This window comes from Dactylosporangium vinaceum (assembly GCF_019904175.1).
Lineage (GTDB): Bacteria > Actinomycetota > Actinomycetes > Mycobacteriales > Micromonosporaceae > Dactylosporangium > Dactylosporangium vinaceum.
This window is the reverse complement of record NZ_CP061913.1, coordinates 4,668,838-4,688,201: the sequence shown is the minus strand read 5'-3', so window position 1 is coordinate 4,688,201 and position 19,364 is coordinate 4,668,838. Positions and strand designations below refer to the sequence as shown.

At 74.0% G+C, this 19,364-nt stretch carries 19 protein-coding genes; 10 read left to right on the top strand and 9 right to left on the bottom strand.

The window, feature by feature from the left end:
* Positions 1 to 2: 2 nt before the first annotated feature.
* The 3 genes from Dvina_RS20850 to Dvina_RS20840 all read right to left on the bottom strand — a co-directional run bounded on the left by Dvina_RS20850 (position 3) and on the right by Dvina_RS20840 (position 5,631).
* The gene (locus Dvina_RS20850; RefSeq protein ID WP_223104141.1) at positions 3 to 1,445 is read right to left on the bottom strand and encodes a S1C family serine protease; all 1,443 of its coding nucleotides are present in this window, start codon (positions 1,443 to 1,445) and stop codon (positions 3 to 5) included.
* A gap of 74 nt (positions 1,446 to 1,519) precedes the next feature.
* Entirely contained in the window at positions 1,520 to 2,377 is an 858-nt protein-coding gene (locus Dvina_RS20845) for a tetratricopeptide repeat protein (RefSeq protein ID WP_223104140.1), read from the bottom strand.
* A 32-nt stretch (positions 2,378 to 2,409) separates the two neighbouring features.
* Positions 2,410 to 5,631 carry a WD40 repeat domain-containing serine/threonine protein kinase gene (locus tag Dvina_RS20840; RefSeq protein WP_223104139.1) on the bottom strand — a complete coding sequence of 1,074 codons (3,222 nt, stop codon included), beginning with the start codon at positions 5,629 to 5,631 and terminating at the stop codon, positions 2,410 to 2,412.
* A gap of 189 nt (positions 5,632 to 5,820) precedes the next feature.
* Between Dvina_RS20840 and Dvina_RS20835 the strand changes: the two genes are divergently transcribed.
* Complete coding sequence (locus Dvina_RS20835; protein ID WP_223104138.1) at positions 5,821 to 7,323, top strand: alkaline phosphatase PhoX; 1,503 nt, start codon at positions 5,821 to 5,823, stop codon at positions 7,321 to 7,323.
* A gap of 51 nt (positions 7,324 to 7,374) precedes the next feature.
* Here the strand turns inward: Dvina_RS20835 and Dvina_RS20830 are convergent, their stop codons facing one another.
* Positions 7,375 to 7,998: a hypothetical protein gene (locus tag Dvina_RS20830; RefSeq protein WP_223104137.1), complete on the bottom strand. Its 624-nt coding sequence runs from the start codon at positions 7,996 to 7,998 to the stop codon at positions 7,375 to 7,377.
* Between the two features lie 142 nt (positions 7,999 to 8,140).
* Between Dvina_RS20830 and Dvina_RS20825 the strand changes: the two genes are divergently transcribed.
* The 4 genes from Dvina_RS20825 (at position 8,141) to Dvina_RS20810 (ending at position 11,576) form a co-directional block, all read left to right on the top strand.
* A complete protein-coding gene (locus tag Dvina_RS20825; protein WP_223104136.1) occupies positions 8,141 to 8,665 on the top strand; it encodes an O-acetyl-ADP-ribose deacetylase in 525 nt (174 codons plus the stop codon).
* Positions 8,662 to 9,561, top strand: coding sequence for a fructosamine kinase family protein (locus Dvina_RS20820; RefSeq protein ID WP_246656345.1), 900 nt, complete (start codon positions 8,662 to 8,664; stop codon positions 9,559 to 9,561). The genes Dvina_RS20825 and Dvina_RS20820 overlap by 4 nt, the downstream gene beginning before the upstream one ends.
* Before the next feature lie 78 nt (positions 9,562 to 9,639).
* Positions 9,640 to 10,692: a DUF2855 family protein gene (locus tag Dvina_RS20815; RefSeq protein ID WP_246656344.1), complete on the top strand. Its 1,053-nt coding sequence runs from the start codon at positions 9,640 to 9,642 to the stop codon at positions 10,690 to 10,692.
* 41 nt (positions 10,693 to 10,733) lie between these two features.
* Positions 10,734 to 11,576, top strand: a complete 843-nt coding sequence (locus Dvina_RS20810) for a TIGR03619 family F420-dependent LLM class oxidoreductase (RefSeq protein ID WP_223104134.1) — start codon at positions 10,734 to 10,736, stop codon at positions 11,574 to 11,576.
* Here the strand turns inward: Dvina_RS20810 and Dvina_RS20805 are convergent.
* The 4 genes from Dvina_RS20805 to Dvina_RS20790 all read right to left on the bottom strand — a co-directional run bounded on the left by Dvina_RS20805 (position 11,551) and on the right by Dvina_RS20790 (position 15,648).
* The gene (locus tag Dvina_RS20805; RefSeq protein ID WP_223104133.1) at positions 11,551 to 12,198 is read right to left on the bottom strand and encodes a LuxR C-terminal-related transcriptional regulator; all 648 of its coding nucleotides are present in this window, start codon (positions 12,196 to 12,198) and stop codon (positions 11,551 to 11,553) included. The genes Dvina_RS20810 and Dvina_RS20805 overlap by 26 nt on opposite strands.
* Positions 12,195 to 13,382, bottom strand: a complete 1,188-nt coding sequence (locus Dvina_RS20800; protein WP_223104132.1) for a sensor histidine kinase — start codon at positions 13,380 to 13,382, stop codon at positions 12,195 to 12,197. The genes Dvina_RS20805 and Dvina_RS20800 overlap by 4 nt, the downstream gene beginning before the upstream one ends.
* A 19-nt stretch (positions 13,383 to 13,401) precedes the next feature.
* Positions 13,402 to 14,031 carry a carbohydrate-binding protein gene (locus Dvina_RS20795; RefSeq protein ID WP_223104131.1) on the bottom strand — a complete coding sequence of 210 codons (630 nt, stop codon included), beginning with the start codon at positions 14,029 to 14,031 and terminating at the stop codon, positions 13,402 to 13,404.
* Between the two features lie 96 nt (positions 14,032 to 14,127).
* The gene (locus tag Dvina_RS20790) at positions 14,128 to 15,648 is read right to left on the bottom strand and encodes a DUF1996 domain-containing protein (protein ID WP_223104130.1); all 1,521 of its coding nucleotides are present in this window, start codon (positions 15,646 to 15,648) and stop codon (positions 14,128 to 14,130) included.
* Positions 15,649 to 15,840: 192 nt separating this feature from the next.
* Between Dvina_RS20790 and Dvina_RS20785 the strand changes: the two genes are divergently transcribed.
* The 4 genes from Dvina_RS20785 (at position 15,841) to Dvina_RS20770 (ending at position 17,939) form a co-directional block, all read left to right on the top strand.
* Entirely contained in the window at positions 15,841 to 16,269 is a 429-nt protein-coding gene (locus Dvina_RS20785; RefSeq protein WP_223104129.1) for a hypothetical protein, read from the top strand.
* A gap of 106 nt (positions 16,270 to 16,375) precedes the next feature.
* Positions 16,376 to 16,750, top strand: coding sequence for a response regulator transcription factor (locus Dvina_RS20780; RefSeq protein ID WP_223104128.1), 375 nt, complete (start codon positions 16,376 to 16,378; stop codon positions 16,748 to 16,750).
* Between the two features lie 9 nt (positions 16,751 to 16,759).
* Positions 16,760 to 17,557 (top strand): alpha/beta fold hydrolase, encoded by a 798-nt coding sequence (locus tag Dvina_RS20775; RefSeq protein WP_223104127.1) that lies wholly within the window; start codon positions 16,760 to 16,762, stop codon positions 17,555 to 17,557.
* Between the two features lie 46 nt (positions 17,558 to 17,603).
* On the top strand, positions 17,604 to 17,939 hold the full coding sequence (locus Dvina_RS20770; protein WP_223104126.1) for an STAS domain-containing protein: 336 nt from the start codon (positions 17,604 to 17,606) through the stop codon (positions 17,937 to 17,939).
* Positions 17,940 to 17,973: 34 nt separating this feature from the next.
* Here the strand turns inward: Dvina_RS20770 and Dvina_RS20765 are convergent, their stop codons facing one another.
* The gene (locus tag Dvina_RS20765; protein WP_223104125.1) at positions 17,974 to 18,426 is read right to left on the bottom strand and encodes a response regulator; all 453 of its coding nucleotides are present in this window, start codon (positions 18,424 to 18,426) and stop codon (positions 17,974 to 17,976) included.
* 74 nt (positions 18,427 to 18,500) lie between these two features.
* Here Dvina_RS20765 and Dvina_RS20760 point away from each other — a divergent pair, with 74 nt between their 5' ends.
* Positions 18,501 to 19,355, top strand: coding sequence for a hypothetical protein (locus Dvina_RS20760; RefSeq protein WP_223104124.1), 855 nt, complete (start codon positions 18,501 to 18,503; stop codon positions 19,353 to 19,355).
* Positions 19,356 to 19,364 lie beyond the last annotated feature (9 nt).

The following is a 19,364-nucleotide window of genomic DNA, read 5'->3' as shown; positions in this document are numbered from 1 at the left end:
GATCAGCCGGCCGGGCCCGTGGCCAGGCGGATGCTTGCCGTGCGGGAGCGGCCGGTGCGGTCGATCCACGTGACGCGGACGGTGTCGCCGGGCTTGCGGGCGTCGATCAGGGTGGTCAGGCCGGCCGCGCCCGCGACGTCCCGGTCGTCCAGGGAGCGGATCACGTCGCCCTCGGCGATGCCGGCGCGGGCGGCCGGGCTGTCGCCGAGGACGCCGGTGACCTCGGCGCCGCCGCGGCCGTCGGCGTCCTTGGCGTTGACGCCGAGCAGGGCGGTCGCGCCGATGTGGACGGTGTCGGACGCCTCGCCGGCGGTGATGCGCTGGGCGATGGCCAGGGCCGCGTTGCTGGGGATGGCGAAGCCGACGGCGTCGCCGGTGTCGGTGGACGCGGCCGTGTTGATGCCGATCAGGCGGCCGGTGCGGTCGACGAGGGGGCCGCCGGAGTCGCCGGGCTTGATGGCCGCGGCGACCTGGATGAGGCCGGTGAGGCGCTGGGAGCTGCCGCCCTCGGGGTCCTGGGCGGTGATGGTGCGGTTGAGGCCGGTGACGGTGCCGGTGACCGACTCGCCGCCCTGCCCGCCGGCGTTGCCGACCGCCACGATGTCGTCGCCGACCTGGACCTTGGCGGAGTCGGCGACGGCCAGGCGGGTCAGGCCCGCGGCGTTGCCGAGCTGGATGACGGCGATGTCGTGGCTGCGGTCGTACCCCACGACGGTCGCCGTGAACGAGCGCCCGTTGGCCACGGTGACGCCGCTGATGGCCGTCGCGCCCGCGATGACGTGGTTGTTCGTCAGGACCAGGCCGGTGTTGCTCAGCAGGACCCCGGTGCCCGCGGCCCGGGCGTTGCGCAGGCCCAGGGTGCTGGTGATGTTGACGACGCTGCGGTTCACCGACTTGACGATCGTCGCCGTGTCGAGCGTCACCGACGGTGCCGCCGAGGGCTCGGTGGTCGCGGTGAGCGCGTCGCCGGGCGGGGCGGCAACCACCGCGCCGGGCCGCGCGGCGGTCGGCGTCGGGCGCGGCTGCGGTGTGCCCGAGCGCGCCTCCAACATCGCCACCAGCCCGGCGACGCTGACTGTGCCGGCGAGGCCGACGAGCATGACGACGCCGACGATCCAGCGCAGCGCCCGGCCGCCGCGGCGGACCGCGGAGTGCCGGCCGGGCGGCGGCGGGCCCCAGTCCGGGTAGCGCTCGCGGACGGGGGCGGTGCTCCAGTCGGGGCCTGACCAGTTCGGCCCTGACGAGTTAGGACCTGTCGAGTTCGGACCGGGCCATTCGGCGGTCGGGCGGGTCCACTCGGGCGGGCGCGGCGGCGGCACGGGGCCGTCACCCCAGCCGTCCCAGTGGCCGCGGTCGCCGAGCACGGATGTGACAGGTACCGCGGTCACCGGCACGGCCGGGTCCCGGGTCGTCGCGACACCCTGTGCATAGCGCGACGCTGTCATCGATCCACCACCGCCCGGTTGCCGGCCATCTACCCCGCACTACGGACGCCGGCCACCGAAAGGTTCAAACGTTCCTACCGCTGCTGGTCGGCGAGCCGCCGGGCCGCCGCGGCCTCCTCCGCGCGGCCGAGGCGCTCCAGGGCGGTGGCCCGGTTGCGGTAGTTGTCGGCCGTGTCCGGGCCGTCGTTGATGGCCTGGTCGATCGCGGTCAGGGCGGCCGAGTTGTGGCCGAGGGCGAGCAGGGCCGCGCCCTTGGCGCCGTTGATGTAGCCGACGGCGTTCGGCGTGTGGTCGGCCGACTGGTGGGCCGTCTCCAGCTGCAGCGCGTGCTCGGCCAGGGGCAGCACCAGGTCGGGCCGGCCGGCGGCGAGCAGCGCCACCATCTTGTTGACCATTGCCCCGACGTAGCGGGGCTCGGCCGCGAGGGCCCGGTCATACGCGGCGAGGGCCCGGCCGTAGTCGCGCCCGGCGGCGTAGATGCTGCCGACGTCGAACATCGGCTGCGGGTTGCGCGGGTCGAGGGCGAAGGACCGCTCGAACGCGGCGATCGCCTCGTCCGGCCGGCCCAGGTTGCGCAGGGCCATGCCCCGGCTGAAGTGCGCGGCGACGTACTCGGGCCGGGCCGCGACGGCCTGGTCGAAGCAGCTCAGTGCGGCCGGCATGTTGCCCGCGGCGCCGTGGCGGTAGCCCTCGTCGTGCTGCTGGACGAACGCCGCCCTCACGGTGCCGTTGACCTTCTGCCGCTGGGAACCGTCGGCGAGCTTGCCGCCGCAGTCGCGGCACTTCGCGGCCCGCAGCATCGTCTTCGGCGCCACGCAGCGGTCGCAGAAGGTCGCGTGGCAGTCCGGGCAGATCTGGAACCGGATCGAGTAGTGCTCCGGGTCGTTGCGGGCGACGGGGTTGCCGCCCGGGATGTCGGAGATCGAGATCATGCGCTCACAGCGCCACCCGGCACAGGCGAGGATCACTGGCCTTCCCTTCCGTAGGAGTACTCCCAGTCGAGCCGCCACACCGCCGTCTCGGCGCGGTCGGTGGTGGCGGACACCACGGTGCCGCCGGCGGCGACGCCGAGGCGCACGGGCACCGCCCCGGCCGGCAGCACCCGCAGGCACTCGCCGGCGTCGAGGTCCCAGACCCGCAGCGTCCCGTCGGCGCCGCCGGACACCGCGAACCGGCCGCCGGGCACCGCCGCGAGGGCGGTGACGGGGCCGTCGTGGCCGGGCAGCACCGCGGTGCCGCGGCCGGTGGCGACGTCCCAGACGCGCACCGTGGCGTCGTCGGCGGCGGACACGGCCCGGCGGCCGTCGGCGCTCAGCAGCACCGCGCGGACGGGCCCGTCGTGGCCGAGCAGCATGTGCTTGAGCTCGCGGGTGCGCACGTCGGCCACCCACAGCGACGCGCCGGTGTGCGACGGGCATACGACCGTGCGCCCGTCCGCGCCGATCGCGGTCGCCGCCCGGCGGGTGCCCTTGCCGGGCAGCACGTGCAGGCAGCGCCCGGTCGCGGTGTCCAGGACGCAGACGTCGCCGCCGGGCTGGAACAGCAGCGCCACCGCACCGTCGCCGCTGAGGGCGAGGTCGCCGATCCAGGCGCCGTGCGGGTTGGCGACCCGGCGCTTGCGGCCCTTGACGAGGTCCCAGACGACGACGGTGCCGCCGCGGTCGCCGGAGATCGCGGTGCGCCCGTCGGCGGTCACGGCGAGCGCCGACACCTTCTCGCGATGGGCCTCCAGGACGTGCCGGGCGGTACCGGTGGCCAGGTCCCACACCCTCACGGTGCGGTCCTCGGCCGCCGTGACCGCGGTCCGGCCGTCCTCCGGCAGCCAGAGCCCGACGACGCCGTCGCCGTGCCCGAGCAGGGTGTGCTTCGCCGAGCCGTCCGCCGCGTCGAGGACTTCGAGGGTGTACCGGGCCCTGCTCGGCTGCACCGCCAGCGCTCCGTCCGGGGTGAGCACCGAGCCCTCCGGCAGCCGGGCCGCCGGCCAGGCCCCACGCAGGCCGCTGCGCCGCCCGTGCCGCCCCGCGGTGTCCCACAGGGTGAGCAGGGCGGGGTCGCGCTCGAAGCCGGGCGTGGAGCGGGCCGCCCGCAGCACGTCGGCCGCCCGCGCGTACTGTCCACTGTGGAGCAGTTCAGCGACCTCGGCGGCGGCCGCGCGCACGACGTCGACGTCGCGGGACAGCTCCACCGCGGGCCGGGGCCGGGCGTAGCTCCAGCGGGCCGGGTCGCCGGGCACCGGCAGCCGCCACAGCCGCACCGTCCGGTCGGCCGAGCCCGTCGCGATCGTGCCGGGCCGGGCCAGGATGAGCGCGCGGACCGCCCCGCCGTGGCCCTCGATCGTGCGCAGGCAGCGGCCGCGGGTCACGTCCCAGATCTGCACGGTGTCGCCGGCCGGGGTGAGCAGCAGCCGGCCGTCGGCGAGCAGGACACCGGTGTCCGTGGCCGGGGTCCGCCCGCGCGCCGTGCGCCACCGCCGCTCCCCCGTCACCGGGTCCATCATCTCGGCGAACTCGTCGCCGGTGAGCAGGGCGGCGCTGGCGTCGGGGCTCAGCAGCAGCGCGTCGGCGTCGACGGGGCCGGAGCGCACGAGCTCGCCGGTGCGGGTCCACACGCGCAGGCGCCGGTTGCGGGCGGAGTACAGCACCACGTGGCCGCGGCCGATCGCCACGGCACCGTGCTCGTAGGTGGTGTTGGCGTGCTGGAGGCAGTACACCCGCGAAGGCTCGGCAATGCTCCGCAGGAGGACCTCGCCGGTGTCGCTCAGCGCGGCGAGGTGCTCGCCCTGCTCGTCGAGGGCCAGGGACCGGACGGCGGCGGCGCCCTCCCAGCGGTGCAGCGGGCGGCCGGAGCGCGCGTCCCAGACGATCACGTCGCCGTCGTCGCCGCCGGAGACGACGAAGCGGCCGGCCGGGTCGGCGACCAGGGCGGTGACGCGGCGCGGGTGGGCCGGCAGGACGTGGCGGGACTGCCCGGTGTCGAGGTCCCAGAGGCGGACCGCGGCGGGCGGGGCGTCGCGGCCGCCGTACACCTCGTCGCCCGTCGCGAGCAGCCGCATGTCGGGGGTGCAGGCGACGGCGCTCACCGCCTGGCCCGCCGGGAGCTCCAGGAACCGCTCGGTGCCGTCGCCCCGCTCCACCTGGACCTGCGCCAGCAGCGCCGCGGCCCCGCGGACCGGGCCGAGCTCCGCGACGAGGTCGGCGTCGGTGATCCGGCCGGCCCGCCAGCGGTGCAGCCCGCGGTTGTACATGCTGTGCAGGTGGTGCGGCTCGGCCCGCAGCGCCTGCTCCCACAGCTCCTCGGCCCGCTGCGGATGGCCGAGGTCGAGCATCGACAGGGCCGCGTTGCCGAGCCCGTCGGCGCGCAGCTCGATCTCGGAGGGCCGCCGCCGCGGATACGCCCGCCCGGTGACCTCGGCGTAGACGTCCACGAGCCGATCCGCGGCAACGCCGAGCTCCGGGCGGGCGTCCGGATCGAGCCGGAAACTCTCCTGGAGTACCGCCCTGAGCCCGTCGGGCACCGCCAGCCCCGCCGCGAGCAGGGCCGCGAACACCTCCCCGGCGATGTGCCCGGCCCGGGCCGGCGGCCCCCCGGCGAGCATCTCCAGCACGCTCAGCGCCCACGACCACACGTCGGTGGCCGGCGTCAGCCGCACCGGCTCGCCCGCGGCCGCCAGCATCTGCTCGGGTGAGCAGTACGCGGGGGTGAGCGCGGCCCCGAACTTCACCGCGGCCAGCCCGAAGTCGGTGACCTTCAGGGTGCCGTCCGGTTCGAGCATCGCATTGGCGGGCTTCACGTCCTGATGCACCAGACCCTGCGCGTGCGCGTGGGCGAGGCCCCAGGCGAACTGGATCGCCGCGTCGAGGACGCCGGGCAGCCCGGTGATCCGCTGTGCGCGGACGGCTTCGGCGAGGCTGCCGCCGCCGACCCACTCGGCGAACGCGGCCGGCCGCCCGTCGAGCTGGCGCACGTACGCACAGCTGACCGTGTGCGGGTGGGCGCCGAGGGCCACCCAGTTCTCGGCCTCGGCCTGGAACAGTGCATCCCCGGCGAACTCGGGCCGCGGCGTCTTCACCGCCAGCTCGACACCCCAGCCGCGGTGGTGGACGCGGTACACCAGCCCCATCCCGCCGCTGCGGATGACGTCACGCACCTCGTACGTGTCGAGGAGGACGTCACCGACACGGAACACGGACCGTCACCTTTCCGCTGCAGTCGTATCGAACCGGGTAAGATCCACACACAGTAGCCGACGGCGGAGCACGGCGCGGACCCTCGTGAGGCTACCCTTCGTGTCGATTCACGAGCCGTTCACCGGGCGTCCACGGTGCCCTCATGCAGTGACACATCGGCATTCGGCTGTCATTTGCAGAGTGCGGGCATGACCATTTCTCGTCGTCAAGTGCTGACCGGCGGCGCCGCCGCCGGTGTCGGGCTTACCGTTGCGGGTGCGCTGCCCACCCTGGCCGAGCCGGCCGCCGCCGCCTCGAGCACCGCGGAGAGCAAGCCGGCCACCGGCCGCCCCTTCCCGCCGCTGGTCGACGACCCGAACGGCATCCTCGCCCTGCCGGCGGGCTTCTCCTACACGATCGTCACCCGCGAGGGCCAGACCGAGCTGTCCGACGGCCAGGGCAAGACCCCGGCGTACCACGACGGCACCGGTGTCGTCGGCGCGGACCGCAACGGCCTCACGCTCATCCAGAACCACGAGATGACGCCGCACATGTCGCAGTACGGCGTGCCGCACATCGAGGGCACCGTCTACGACCCGGGCGCGCAGAACGCCAGCGGCTGCACGATCATCACCACCGACCGCAACGGCGCCAAGCGCGAGGAGTGGGTCGGCATCTCCGGCACCGTGCGCAACTGCGCCGGCGGCGTCACCCCCTGGGGCACCTGGCTGACCTGCGAGGAGACGTTCATCAACGCGGGCGCCACCTGGTCCGCGGCGGGCCTGACGGGCACCTACCAGAAGGACCACGGGTACGTCTTCGAGGTGCTCGTCAACGACTCGAAGTACCAGCTGCCGAAGCCCATCAAGGCGTTCGGCCGCTTCGAGCACGAGGCCCTCGCCGTGGAGCCCAACGGCAGGCACGTGTACCTCTCCGAGGACGCGTCCGGCCCCAACGGCCTGTTCTACCGCTGGTCCAACACCGAGAACGTCAAGCTCCAGTCCGGCTTGGCCAACCGCCTCGACGAGACGGTCGGCAAGCTGGAGGCGATGCAGATCCGCCTCGACGACGGCAGCATCCTGCCCGACGTGTCCTACCTGACCTCGGCCCAGCTCGGCCGCCCGTTCAAGGTCACCTGGCTCGAGGTCCCCGACCGCGACGCCCGCACCAAGACGGTCCGCACCCAGTTCGCCGACGGCACCGTCACCCGCGGCAAGAAGTTCGAGGGCGTCTGGTCGACGAGCAAGGGCTGCTACATCGTCAACAGCTTCGCCTTCGGCGCCAACGACCTGCCGGCCGACGCCACCAAGCACGACGGCATGGTCTGGTTCTACAACTACGCCGACGAGACCATCACGCTCGTCACGTACTTCCCGCACAATGTGCAGGCCGGCGAGTCCGAGGGCCCGTTCCCGAAGTACGCCGACCTGACCTTCGACGGCCCCGACAACGTCACCGTCACCCCGTGGGGCTCCCTGGTCCTGGCCGAGGACGGCGTCCGCGCCTCCCACGTGCTCAGCGCCATCCCCGGCGGCCCGACCTACGCGATCGCCCGCAACCAGGTCGTCATCGGCACCTCGAACGGCGCGAACGTCTACTCGGAGTTCACCGGCCCGACGTTCTCCCCCGACGGCCGGATCCTGTTCGTCAACATCCAGGTCCCGGGCATCACGCTCGCCATCACGGGCCCGTGGGAGAAGTACCTCGGCTAGCCGCGCCCGGACCGTCGCCGCACCCCTGATCCGGGGTGCGGCGACGGTCCCTCACTTGTTCTTGTCGACCTCGACCTCGGCCCGGGCCTGCGGCAGCAGGGTGTCGGCCGCGGCCCCGGAGACGAAGAAGAAGTAGAAGATCCCGGCCGCGTAGTTGTCCGCCCACAGGCACAGCGTCGTCGGCGTCCCGCCGCCCGTCGCCGAGTCCGAGCACCGCCCCGCACCGCCCCGCCCGGCGTCCACCGGGTGGAACGTGTACTTGGCGAAGCTCTGCGTGGCCACCTGCTCCACCATCGCGGCCGGGTCCGGGACGTCGGCGACGGCCGCGGCGAAGACAATGACGTTCTTCTTGGCGGCGGTCCCGTAGGCGCCCGAGGCCTTCGTCTGGCTCGCCGATCCCCAGGCATTGCCGGCCTTGACGCCGTCCTCTTTGAGCGCCGTCTCCGTGGCCGGTGCCCGCCCGAGCAGCGTCTTGGGCTGCACCACGGTGTAGGCGATCACCCCCGCCGCGGTCGGCGTCGCCACCGGCGTCACCGGCATTGCCGCCGACGCACTGGCCGCGGTCGCCGCCGCACCCGTTGTCGCCGAGGCCGCCGGGGCCGCCGCGGGCTCCCCGCCACCACACCCCGACACCGCGATCATCCCGACCGCCAGCACTCCCACCATCGCTCGCACGGCGCGCACGTTACACGGCCACCCCGCCACCGGGCGACGACGATCACCACCACGGCGCCGGCGGCCGGTCGGTGCGGGAAATGGGCAGGCGGACGGCGAAAAGGGTCGATGGCGGGGGTCGATGTGGGCGATGATGGCGGCCGTGGAGGCTGAGCTGATCATCGGGGACGTCACCGCCGAGCGGGTGGACGTGGTCGTCAATGCGGCGAACTCGTCGCTGCTCGGCGGGGGTGGGGTGGACGGGGCGATCCACCGCAAGGGCGGGCCGGCCATCCTCATGGAGTGCCGGGCGTTGCGGGCCGGGCACTACGGGCGCGGGCTCCAGGTCGGGCAGGCGGTGGCGACCACGGCGGGCCGGCTGCCGGCGCGGTGGGTGGTGCACACGGTCGGGCCGGTGTGGAGTGCCACCGAGGACCGCTCGGCGCTGCTGCGCGACTGCTACCGCAACTCGCTCGCCGTGGCCGCGGAGCTGGGGGCGGCGTCCGTCGCGTTTCCGCTGATCTCATCGGGCGTCTACCGGTGGCCGAAGGAGGATGCGGCCCGGCTGGCGCTGACGGAGCTGCGCACGCCGCCGGCCGGGATCACGCTCGTGCGGCTGGTGGTGTTCGACGAGGACACGCTGCAGGCGGCGCGGCGGGCCGCGCGGGCGCTGGACGGGCCGGCGTGACGGCGGCCGCCGAGACGGGGGCGGTGCTCCTCGACGGGCTGCGACGGGCCGGAATGGGCGACGTCGTCAGGGTCGAGCCGGTGTCCGGGGGGCTCGCCGCGCTCGCGGGGATCGCGTTCCGGCGGAGCGCGGAGGCCGTGTTCGTCAAGGGGTTCGCCGAGCCGCCCGGCGACGACGTCTTCGCCGCCGAGGCCGAGGGGCTGACCGCGCTGCGGGAGCTCGGCGGGGTGGCGACGCCCGACGTGGTGCTGGCGAGCCCCGAACTGCTCGTCCTGTCGCGGCTGCGCGGGCGGCCCGACGGTGCGGCGTTCTGGGAGCGGGCCGCGCACGCCGTGGCCCGGCTGCACCTGGGCACGGCCGGCACCCGGTTCGGCTGGCACCGTGACAACTGGCTGGGCCGGCGCCGCCAGGTCAACACCTGGGACGACGACGGCCACGCGTTCTTCGCCCGGCACCGGCTGCTGCGCTGGCTCGGCGAACCCCGCGTCGACGCGGCCCTCGACGCCGCCGACCGGGCCGCCCTCGAACGGCTCTGCGACCGGCTCCCCGAGCTGCTGCCGCCGCGACCGCCCTGCCTGACGCACGGCGACCTGTGGGCCCAGAACATCATGGCCACCGCCGACGGCCGGCCCGCGCTCATCGACCCGGCCGTGTCCTACACCTGGGCCGAGGTCGACCTGGCCCACGTGTGGTCGACCGCGCCGCCGCCGGAGGCCGGCCGGTTCTTCGCCGTCTACGCCGAGCTGACCGGGCTCGACGCCGGCTGGCCGCAGCGGATGCCGATCCTGCAGCTGCGCCAGCACCTCGCCGTCATCGCCCAGTTCGACGACGACTGGGGCGCCGCGGATGCGGTGCGCGCCACCCTGGCCCCGTTCCGGCGCACGCCGGCGCCGTGAGCGGCACCGGCGTGCGGACGGTTGACTGGTGAAATCGCCGATGCCGCACGAGGGGAGACACCCGGCAGAATGACAGGCATGTGGACGTTCGCGGTCGACCGGCAGGACCTGGCCAGCACCACCATCGGTGACACCGCACCGCCGGACCCGGGCGACGGCGAGGCGGTGCTGCGGGTCGACCGGGTCGGGGTCACGGCCAACAACGTGACCTACGCCGTACTCGGCGACGCCATGCGCTACTGGGAGTTCTTCCCGCCCGCCGCGGTCGGCCTCGAGCCGCGGTGGGGTCTCGTGCCGCTGTGGGGCTTCGCCGACGTCAGCGCGTCGAACCACCCGGACGTGCCGGTCGGTGGGCGCGTCTACGGGTACCTCCCGCCGGCCGGGCACCTGCTCGTGCGGCCGGGCCGGGTCGACGCCGCCGGGTTCCGCGACGAGAGCCCGCACCGGGCCGGGCTGCCGTCGCCGTACAACGCGTACCGGCTCACCACCGGCGACGCCGCCTACCGCCGCGACCGCGAGGACCTGCTGGTGCTGTTCCGGCCGCTGTACTTCACCTCGTTCATGCTCGCCGACCAGGTCCTCGACGACGGCTGGTACGGCGCGGAGCAGGTCGTGCTGTCCTCGGCGTCGAGCAAGACCGCGTATGCGACGGCGTTCGACCTGCAGGGCAAGGGTGCGCGGGTGGTCGGGCTGACCTCGCCGGAGAACGTGGCGTTCACCGCGTCGCTCGGCTGCTACGACGAGGTGCTCGGCTACGACCGGATCGGCGCGCTCGCGGCGGTACCCACGACGTATCTGGATCTTTCCGGCTCCGCCGGCACGCGGGACGCGCTCAAGGGCCACCTCGGCGGGCGGCTCGTCAAGGACATCGCGGTCGGGCTCACCACCCAGTCGCCCAACGCCCTCGCCGCCGGGGAGGTGTTCTTCGCGCCGACCCGGATCCGGAAACGGTCGGGCGACTGGGGCCGCGACGGGCTCGACGCCCGGTTCGCCGCGGCGTGGGAGCGGTTCGCGGCCGGGGACTGGGTCGACGTCGAGGAGGGGTCCGGGCCCGAGGCGCTGCAGGCGGCCTGGCTGGAGGTCCTGGCCGGGAAGACGCCGCCGCGCACCGGGCACGTCGTGCGCTTCTAACGGCTTGCGGTGACACCGGCGTCAACGTTTAGCGTCCGGGCGTGATCACGTTCTCGGTGTCGTACAGCACGCCCATGTTCGGTGTCGACCCGGACCGGCTCGCCGCGTTCGCCCGGCACGTGGAGGCCTGCGGGTTCGAGGGCATGTACGTGCCGGAGCACGTCGCGCTCTACCCGGGCGCCACGTTCGGCGGGCACCCGGTGCCGACCACGCTGCCCTACGGCGACCCCCTGGAGCTGCTGTTGTTCGCGGCCGCGGCGACCGAGCGGCTGCTGCTCGGCACCGGGGTGCTGCTGCTGCCGTACCACCACCCGGTCGTCCTCGCCAAGCGCCTGGCCACTGTCGACCGGCTGTCGAAGGGGCGGCTGCGGCTGCTGACCGTCGGGCTCGGGTCGCTGCCGGGCGAGGCGGCGGCGATGGGTGTCGACTTCGCGTCGCGGGGGCGGCGGGCCGACGAGGCGATCGACGTGCTGCGGCTGCTCATGACCGGCGACGAGCAGGGCGTGAGCTTCGCCGGGGAGTTCTTCGCGTTCGACTCGCTGTGCAGCTTCCCGCAGCCCGCGGCGCCGCTGCCGATCCACGTCGGCGGGTCGAGCGCGGCGGCGGCGCGGCGGGCCGGTCGGCGCGGCGACGGCTGGTTTCCGGGCGGGCTGCTGTCGCCGCAGGAGCGGCGCGCTCAGCTGGCGATCGTGCGCTCGGCGGCCGAGGAGGCCGACCGGGACCCCTCGGCGCTGCAGTACACCCGATGGGGCTCCTCGACGATGACGGAGGAAACCCTGGAACGGCTGCGGGAGGAGGGGGTGACGAGGGTCGTCGTCGGCGGCACCGAGGACGAGCTGGAGCGGTTCGCCGGGCGGTTCATCGGCCGTGCGTCCAGCGGATGACCGCCTCGGTGCGGCTGCGGACCTGCAGCTTCGCGAAGACGTGGTTCAGGTGGTTCTTCACCGTCTTCTCGGTCAGCCGCAGCTGGTGGGCGATCGACGCGTTGGACAGGCCCTCGCACAGCAGCCGCATCACGTCCTCCTCCCGGTCGGTCAGCCCGAACTGGCGGCGCGCGAGGACCTGCTGATGCCTGACCCGCTCGCGGGCCTGCTGGTCGCGCACCATCGTCGCGGCGACGGACGCGGCGATCGGCGACAGCCAGCCCCGCCCGCCGGCCACCGCCCGGACCGCCCGCAGCAGCTCCCGCGGCTCGAACTCGCCGTGCACGAGATAGCCGCGGGCACCCTCGTGGAGCATGCCCCCGATGAGCTCCGCGTCGTCGTCACTCGTCAACACCAGGACGCAGGTGTACCGCGAGAGCGTCCCGATCACCGACAGCCCGTCGGCGATCGGCATGCGATGGTCGAGCAGTGTCACGGTCGGCCGCAGGTGCCGGACCGCGGCGAGGCCCTCCCGGCCGTTCGCGGCCTCGGCGAGGACCTCCATCTCGTCGTCGCCCTCGACGATCCCGCGCAGCGCCGCCCGCACGATCGGGTTGTCATCGACGATCACCAGGCTGATCACGCCGCACCGTCCACGGCGGGCACCCCGAGCGGCACCCGCACCGTGATCGTCGTGCCGGCCCCGGGCGCGGAGTCGACATGCAGGTCCCCGCCCACGTTCGCGGCGCGCTCGGCCATGCCGACGATGCCGAAGTGCCCGGCCGTCTGCAGGCGCGAGAGGTCGCGGGGCACCGCGAAGCCGGTCCCGTCGTCGGAGATCTCGACGAGCACCCCGCGGCGGGTGCGGGCCAGGCGGACCACGACTCGGTGGGCGTACGCGTGGTTGGCGATGTTGGCCAGGGCCTCGCGCACGATCCGGCTCAGCTCGTAGCCGACCGCGATCGGCGGGTCGATCGGCTCGAGGACCGTGCGCACGGCGACGCCGGTGGCCGCGCTCCAGGTGTCGCAGAGCTCGCGGACGGTGGTGGCGAAGTCGCGGTCGGGCACGTCGAGGCGCATGGCCTCGAGGAGCTCGCGGGCCTGGCGGGCGGCGGCGGTGGCGCCCTGGGCGACGGTGCCGGCGAGCTGCTCGGCCAGGGCCGGCTGGCGGCGCAGCGAGGTCGGCAGGGCCAGCGCGGCCAGGGAGACGCCGCGCAGGGTCTTGCTCACCGAGTCGTGCAGTTCGCGGGCGAGCCGGGCCCGCTCGTCGGCGGCCGCTGAGCGCTGGGCCGAGGCGACCAGGCCGCGGGACAGCTCCAGGTAGCGGGCCAGGGCGGAGGTGAGGATCGACGCGCCGAGGCCGGCGAGGGCGCCGGCGAGGGGCAGGGCGACGACGAACGCGGCCAGCTCCGCGGGCGGGTCGAGGCGGCGCAGCACGGTACCGATGACGGCGAAGCCCAGCGCGGCCTGCAGGACCCACACGGGCACGGCCCGCAGCCCGAGCAGCACCCCGGCCAGGGCGCCGGCGCCGGCGGCGAAGCAGAAGTACGCAATGTCGCCGCGGCCCAGCGCGAGCACGGCCAGGACGAGGACGGAGTCGGCGGCCAGGGCGGCCAGCGGGCGGGCGGCGAGGCGGGGCCAGCGGGCGAGGAGGCCGAGCTGGATCGCGGTGCCGGCCGCGACGACGGCGAGGACCTCGGCGATGCGCCACCGGTCGGCGACGAGGAGTAGTCCCGCCGCGCCCGCGATCGACGTCGCGACGGCCCGGCCGACGAGGACGGCGCGGGTCAGTGCGGCCGCGGCGACCGCACGGTCGGAGCTCACCACGGGTGGGACGCTACCAGGATCAGGCGATGACAATCTCGTCCAGATCGGGGGCCGGGGCGTCGTCGTTGAACAGCGTCAGCTGGACCTCGCCGGCCGGCAGGTCGGCGGTGAACCGCAACGACTGCGGCACTGTCCAGTCGGGCCCGGTGACCGGGAACGTGCGGGCGGTACCGCCGCCGATGCGCACTTTGATCGAGCGGTTGCCGTCGGCCTCGTAGTAGACGGTCACGGTGCGGGTGCCCGCGCTCGGCAGCGTGACCTTCACGGTGAGGGTGCAGTCGGCGCACATGTACCGCACCCGCCGGCCGCCGCGGCAGCTCGCACAGGCCACCGCCGACGCGCCGCCGGTGATGCGGTTGGCCGGGTCCTCGGCCTGCACGGCGATCGGGGTGAACGCCCCCGGCGCGCTCGGGCTCGCGGGGGCGGTGCTCGCCGGGCCGGGGCTCGCGCCGCCGGAGCCGGGTGCGCCGGAGCCGGCGCCGGGCTGGAGCGCGCTGCCCGGCGGCTGATCGGGTCTTGCGGACTTCCCGGTCACGCTCGCCGGCGAATCGTCCGATTCGTCGCGATCGGGCAGCAGCAGCGGGGGGACGACGATCGCGGCGGCGGCGATGCCCGCGGCCACGGCCGTCACGCCGATCCACTGCCGCACGCCCACGCTCCCAGTCGCTCGCGATCCGGCGTCAGAGAATACGCCACGGCGCCGCCGCCCCGGTCCGGGACGGCGGCGCCACGGCACTGCCCGCCGTTACGGCAGGACGTAGTTGTTGTTCAGGACGTACGGCGCGGGCTGCTGGTCGTCCCGGCCGTCGTGGCCCTGGGCGTCGCACTGGCGGGCCGCGACGATGCACCCGTCGATCATCGCCTTGAGCGTCCGGTCGTCCCACGCGTTGACGAAGTCGTAGTGGAACGTGGGGCCGGCGCCGCTGGCGAAGTGCACCTTCGACATGTCGCCGTTAACCGGCCAGGCCATCTTGAACTCGAGCTTCGGCACCGCGACCGGGTGGTCGTCGGGGCAGACGATCCCGGCGGCCGAGTGCGTGTCGACCGGATACGCCATGTGGCTCTGGTGGTCCGGCGAGTCCAGGTGCAGCCCGTCCCAGCAGCTCGGGGCCTGGTACCGGATGTTGAGCTTGACCGAGCGGTCGGTCGGGCAGCTCACCGGGATGTTCTTGTTCTCGTAGCTGTCGCCGCACTCGAAGCCCTTCTCGGTCGCGGCGAGGAACTTGTCGGCGTCGGTGTTCTTCGCGTTGCCCACGACGAAGCGCAGGCCCTTGGGGAACGGCCGGATCGTGCGGTAGTCCTGCACACCGGTCTTGTAGTAGATGGTCTGCAGGCCCTCGGGGTTGACCGCGGTGTCGCCGTTGTACAGCGTCGGCATCCAGTACGCGGACAGGTCGCCCTTGGCCTTGCAGGTGGTCGCGCCCTGGGTCAGCGACTCGACCGTCGAGTTGGCGTTGGTGGTCGTGTTGCCCATGAACGTGTGCATGTGCGACGCGCCGGCGAGCCCGGGGAAGACGATGGGGTCGTCCTGGAGGTTGGTCCGCGAGACCGAGCAGTTGGCCTGGAACTCGTGGAAACCGCCCTTGTTGGGGGGTACCTCGTGGGAGGGCTTGACGTTCGTGACGGGGTTGGGCGCCATGATCCAGCCGGCCTGGGCGGTGCCGGTGGGCGTCGTGGTCACCGTGCCGGTCGGGACGGGGCCGGGGCTCGACGGGCCGGTCGTCACCGGGCCGACGGTCGCCGTCGCCGGGGCGCCGGAGCCGCCGTAGACCTGGAACTCCCACAGCGAGTACCCGTAGCCGGAGGAGCGGGCGGTGCCGTAGAGCCGGACATACCGGGCGGTGCCGGACACGGCGACCGTCTCCTTGCCGCCCTTGGAGGTCGTGGTGGAGTACACGGTCGTCCAGGTGGCGGCGTCGGCCGAGGTCTGGATCTGGTATCCGGTGCCGTAGGCCCGCTCCCAGTTCAGCGCCACCCTGCTCAGCGCGGTCGGCGCGCCGAGGTCGACCTGCAGCCACTGCGGGTCACTGAACGCGCTGGACCAGCGGGTCTTCTCGTCGCCGTCGACGGCGGCCGCGGCGGGGTAGCTGCGGCCCTCGCTGGACGAGGCGGTGGCCGGCTTGCCCTGGGACACGGGGGCCGCATCGGCGCTGGCCGCGCGCAGCGGCCCGGTGGCGAACCAGCCGAGCAGCGCGACGAGCGCCACCGCGACACCGGCCAGCACGAACAGCCGCGAGCGCGGCTGATGCCGGAGGGACAGGGTCATCGAAACTCCCGTACGTAGGGTCAGCACTTCGCGGTCCGAACGCTAGTGATCGCCGGGCCGCCGATCCTGGGCCTTTGGGCCCAGGGCGGGGCCCAATCGATGGGCATACCGGCGCTGCGGGCACGAGTTGCGGTGATTCCGGCCACGATTTGTGGGGTCTCCGGTCCCGGTCGCGCGGGCTACGCTCGGTGCATGGGTGAGGGGGAACACGAGTTCGAGCCACGCTCGCGCGTGGGCACGGTGTTCGTCGCGTTACTGAGCGGCGACGAGAAGGCGGCCGGGGCGGCGGCCGAGCAGCCGCCGGAGGAGCACGACGGCGAGGTGCTGGCGGCCGCGATCCGCCTGGCCGTGCGCAGCCTCTTCGACGAGGACACGCCGCCCGAGGCGGTCGCCGAGTTCGTGGCCGCGATGCGCCGCGACGTCGAGGTGAACCCGGCCGTCGCCGAGGCGCTCGTGCGCACCCAGCTCGGCGAGGAGGGGCTCCTGGCCGACTTCGGCCCGCAGGACGTCTCCGACGCCACGTGGTCGATGCTGGGCTACCTGTGCGAGCACCGGATCGGCCGCGAGGACTCCCTCGAGCTGGTCGAGCTGGCCGAGCGGGAAGCCCTGCCGGCGGCCTGAGCGCACCCTGACCGGGTCGCCGCAACCACACCGCACCCGGTTTGCCCCTCACGGCACCCCCCGTCCGGCGCAAGATCGGAAGGGGAACGGTGATGAGGGGGAACGGATGGGCGACTCCGGGTACATCGTCGCGGTCGACGACGACGAGGACCTGCGCGAGCTCATGGCCACACAGCTGCGCAACGGCGGCTACGAGGTGGCGACCGCGCACGACGGGCCGTCGGCGATCGCCCTGATCCAGCGCCGGCCGCCGGACGCGGTGGTGCTCGACGTGTCCATGCCGGGCATGTCGGGGATCGAGGTGTGCCGCACGCTGCGCCAGATCACCTCGACGATCGCCGTGCCCATCATCATGCTCACCGCGCAGACCCAGACCACGTTCGAGACGGCCGGGCGGATGGCGGGCGCTGACGCGTACCTCGCGAAGCCGTACACGGCGCGCACGCTCCTGGCCAGCCTGGAGGACCTGCTGCTGTCCTAGGGTGGGGGCATGAGCAGTGGAAGTTACGCCGACGTCAACGGCATCAACCTGTACTACGAGACGCACGGCTCCGGCCGGCCGCTGATCCTGCTGCACGGCGGGCTCGGCTCCGGCGAGATGTTCGGGCCCGTGATCCCTGCCCTCGCCGCGCAGCACCAGGTCATCACCGTCGACCTGCAGGGCCACGGCCGCACCGCGGACGTCGAGCGCCCCCTCGACCTGGGCACCATGGCCGCCGACATCGCGGCGCTCATCGGCCACCTCGGCCTGGACCGCCCCGCGGTGGTCGGCTACTCCCTCGGCGGCGGCGTGGCCGTGCGCACGGCGCTGGACCATCCGCAGCTGGTGTCCAAGCTCGTCGCGGTGTCCGCGCACGCCTGGACCGAGGCCGTCTACGCCGAGATGCGCGCCCAGCAGGGCCAGCTCAGCGCGGCCGCGGCGGAGTTCATGAAGGACACGCCGATGTACCAGGACTACCAGCGGGTCGCCCCGCGCCCGGAGGACTTCCCGCGCCTCCTGGACAAGATCGGCGCGTTCATGGCCGAGCCGCTCGACCTGCGCGAGGCCATCGCCGGGCTGCAGGTCCCCACCATGTTCGTGGCCGCCGACGCCGACATGGCCCCGCCGAGCCACTACGTCGAGGTGTTCGGCCTGCTCGACGGCGGCCTGCGCGACGGCGGCTGGATGGGCGAGGGCCGACCCAAGGGCGGCCACGCGCTCGCGATCCTGCCGGGCCTGACCCACTATACGATCTTCGCGTCGCCCCTGCTCGCGGCGGTCACCAACGCGTTCCTGAGCGAGGGCTAGGACCAGCGCTGCGGCCCCGAACCGGGCGGGTTACGCTTCGCTCCTCATGAACAGTGACAGGCGTTCCGGTTCGGGGCTGACGATCACAGCCGCCGCGGGCCCGGGCGGGGTGGTGCTGGTGGCGTCCGGTGCCCTGGACTACCACTCCTCGGAACACTTCGCGGCGGCCGTGAACGAGGCGTTCGCGGACGGCGCGGCGGAGCTGGTCGCAGAGCTGAGCGCGCTCTCGTACTGCGACTCGTCAGGCGTCGCCGCGCTGGTCCGCGCGCACAAGCAGGCGATGCGTGAGGGCCGCCGGTTCGTGGTGCGCAATCCGGACACGACGCTGAGCCGGGTCCTGGCCCTCACCGGCCTGGACTCGGTGCTCACGATCGAGCACTGAGCCGGCGATCGAGCACTGAGCCGGCCGGCCCTGCTCAGGCGGCCGGGGTTCCCCCGGGGAGGCGGACGGTGTCCAGCCAGAACTGGTTGATCTGGCGCACGACGTCGACGAACTCCTCGTACCCCTGCGGCTTCGTGATGTAGGCGTTCGTGTGCGCGCCGTAGCAGGCGGCCACGTCCTCGACGGCGCTCGACGTCGTCAGCACCACCACCGGGATGCTGGCCACGGCCGCGTCGGACTTGACCTGGCGCAGGACCTGCCGGCCGTCGACCCGGGGCAGGTTGAGGTCCAGGAGGATGAAGTCGGGCCGGGGCGCGTCCGCGTGGCGGCCGCGCCGGTAGAGGAAGTCCAGGGCCTCCTGGCCGTCCCGGGCGACGTGCAGGTCGCTCGACTGGGCGTCGTCCTCGAACGCCTCCCGGGCCATGAGCTCATCACCCGGATCGTCCTCGACGAGCAGGATCGTGGCGGCGCGGTCGGGGGTCGGCATGGCGCCGAACTGTACGGCATAGCTACACGCTTTGCACACCAATCGCCGCGGCGGCTGCGATACCGTCAGCCGCCATGCGCGCCTTGTCCGTATTGACGGTCGCCCTCGTACTCGCGGCCACGACCGCCGGCTGCTCGACCGACGGCTACGACGGCACCGAGCTGACGTCGTCGGCCACGGGTGAGGACTACCGCGCGCCCGTCTGGGTCGGCGACACGCTGTACTACCTGCAGGAGCCGGTCGACTCCGACTCGAGCCCGTACCCGATGCGGATCCGCCCGGGCGGGCGGCCCGAGCCGGTCGGCTTCACGGGGAAGCCCTGCCGTTCCGGGCGCACCCAGTGGCCGTTCGACCTGCTGCCACTGGGCGAGCACACGGTGGGAGTCCTCTCCTCGTGCGCGGACGAGCGGCCGACGCTCACGCGTATCGACGAGGGCGGCCCGCAGGAGGACGCGGCCCGCGAGCCGGGCGCCGGGTTCACGGTCGAGCCGTGCGGGATGCGGCCCGTCGACGCGCCCGAGGCCGGGTGCGTCGGCGGCCCCGGCGTGCGGCACCCGGTCACCGCGCCCGGCGGTGACACCTACTACTTCGCCCCGCGCTGCGGCGACGACGCCGCGAAGGCGGGGACCTACTCGGTCTGCCGCCTGGACGGCTCGGGCGGCGCCACGACCGCCGGCACCGGTGTCGGCCGCACGATGGGCCTGGACGCGCGGGCGAACCGGGTCGTGGTCGCCGGCACGGTCAACGGCGAGGAGGCCGGCCTGTGGCTGCTCGACGGCGGCCGGTTCACCCGGCTGGCCACCGGCGACTTCGCCGACGCCGGGATCTCCGCGGACGGCTCCCGGGTCGTCTCCGTGCTGACCCGCAAGAGCGGGTGGTGGTCCGAGACGACGTACTCGCTGCGCGTGGTCGCCATCCCGGACCGGTGAACCCCCACG

Coding starts and splice junctions, on each gene's coding strand:
- Dvina_RS20775 (WP_223104127.1), top strand. CDS start 16,760: ATGAGCAGTGGAAGTTACGCCGACGTCAACGGCATCAACCTGTACTAC.
- Dvina_RS20765 (WP_223104125.1), bottom strand. CDS start 18,426: ATGCCGACCCCCGACCGCGCCGCCACGATCCTGCTCGTCGAGGACGAT.
- Dvina_RS20790 (WP_223104130.1), bottom strand. CDS start 15,648: ATGACCCTGTCCCTCCGGCATCAGCCGCGCTCGCGGCTGTTCGTGCTG.
- Dvina_RS20850 (WP_223104141.1), bottom strand. CDS start 1,445: ATGACAGCGTCGCGCTATGCACAGGGTGTCGCGACGACCCGGGACCCG.
- Dvina_RS20845 (WP_223104140.1), bottom strand. CDS start 2,377: ATGATCTCGATCTCCGACATCCCGGGCGGCAACCCCGTCGCCCGCAAC.
- Dvina_RS20760 (WP_223104124.1), top strand. CDS start 18,501: ATGCGCGCCTTGTCCGTATTGACGGTCGCCCTCGTACTCGCGGCCACG.
- Dvina_RS20835 (WP_223104138.1), top strand. CDS start 5,821: ATGACCATTTCTCGTCGTCAAGTGCTGACCGGCGGCGCCGCCGCCGGT.
- Dvina_RS20770 (WP_223104126.1), top strand. CDS start 17,604: ATGAACAGTGACAGGCGTTCCGGTTCGGGGCTGACGATCACAGCCGCC.
- Dvina_RS20780 (WP_223104128.1), top strand. CDS start 16,376: ATGGGCGACTCCGGGTACATCGTCGCGGTCGACGACGACGAGGACCTG.
- Dvina_RS20815 (WP_246656344.1), top strand. CDS start 9,640: ATGTGGACGTTCGCGGTCGACCGGCAGGACCTGGCCAGCACCACCATC.
- Dvina_RS20785 (WP_223104129.1), top strand. CDS start 15,841: ATGGGTGAGGGGGAACACGAGTTCGAGCCACGCTCGCGCGTGGGCACG.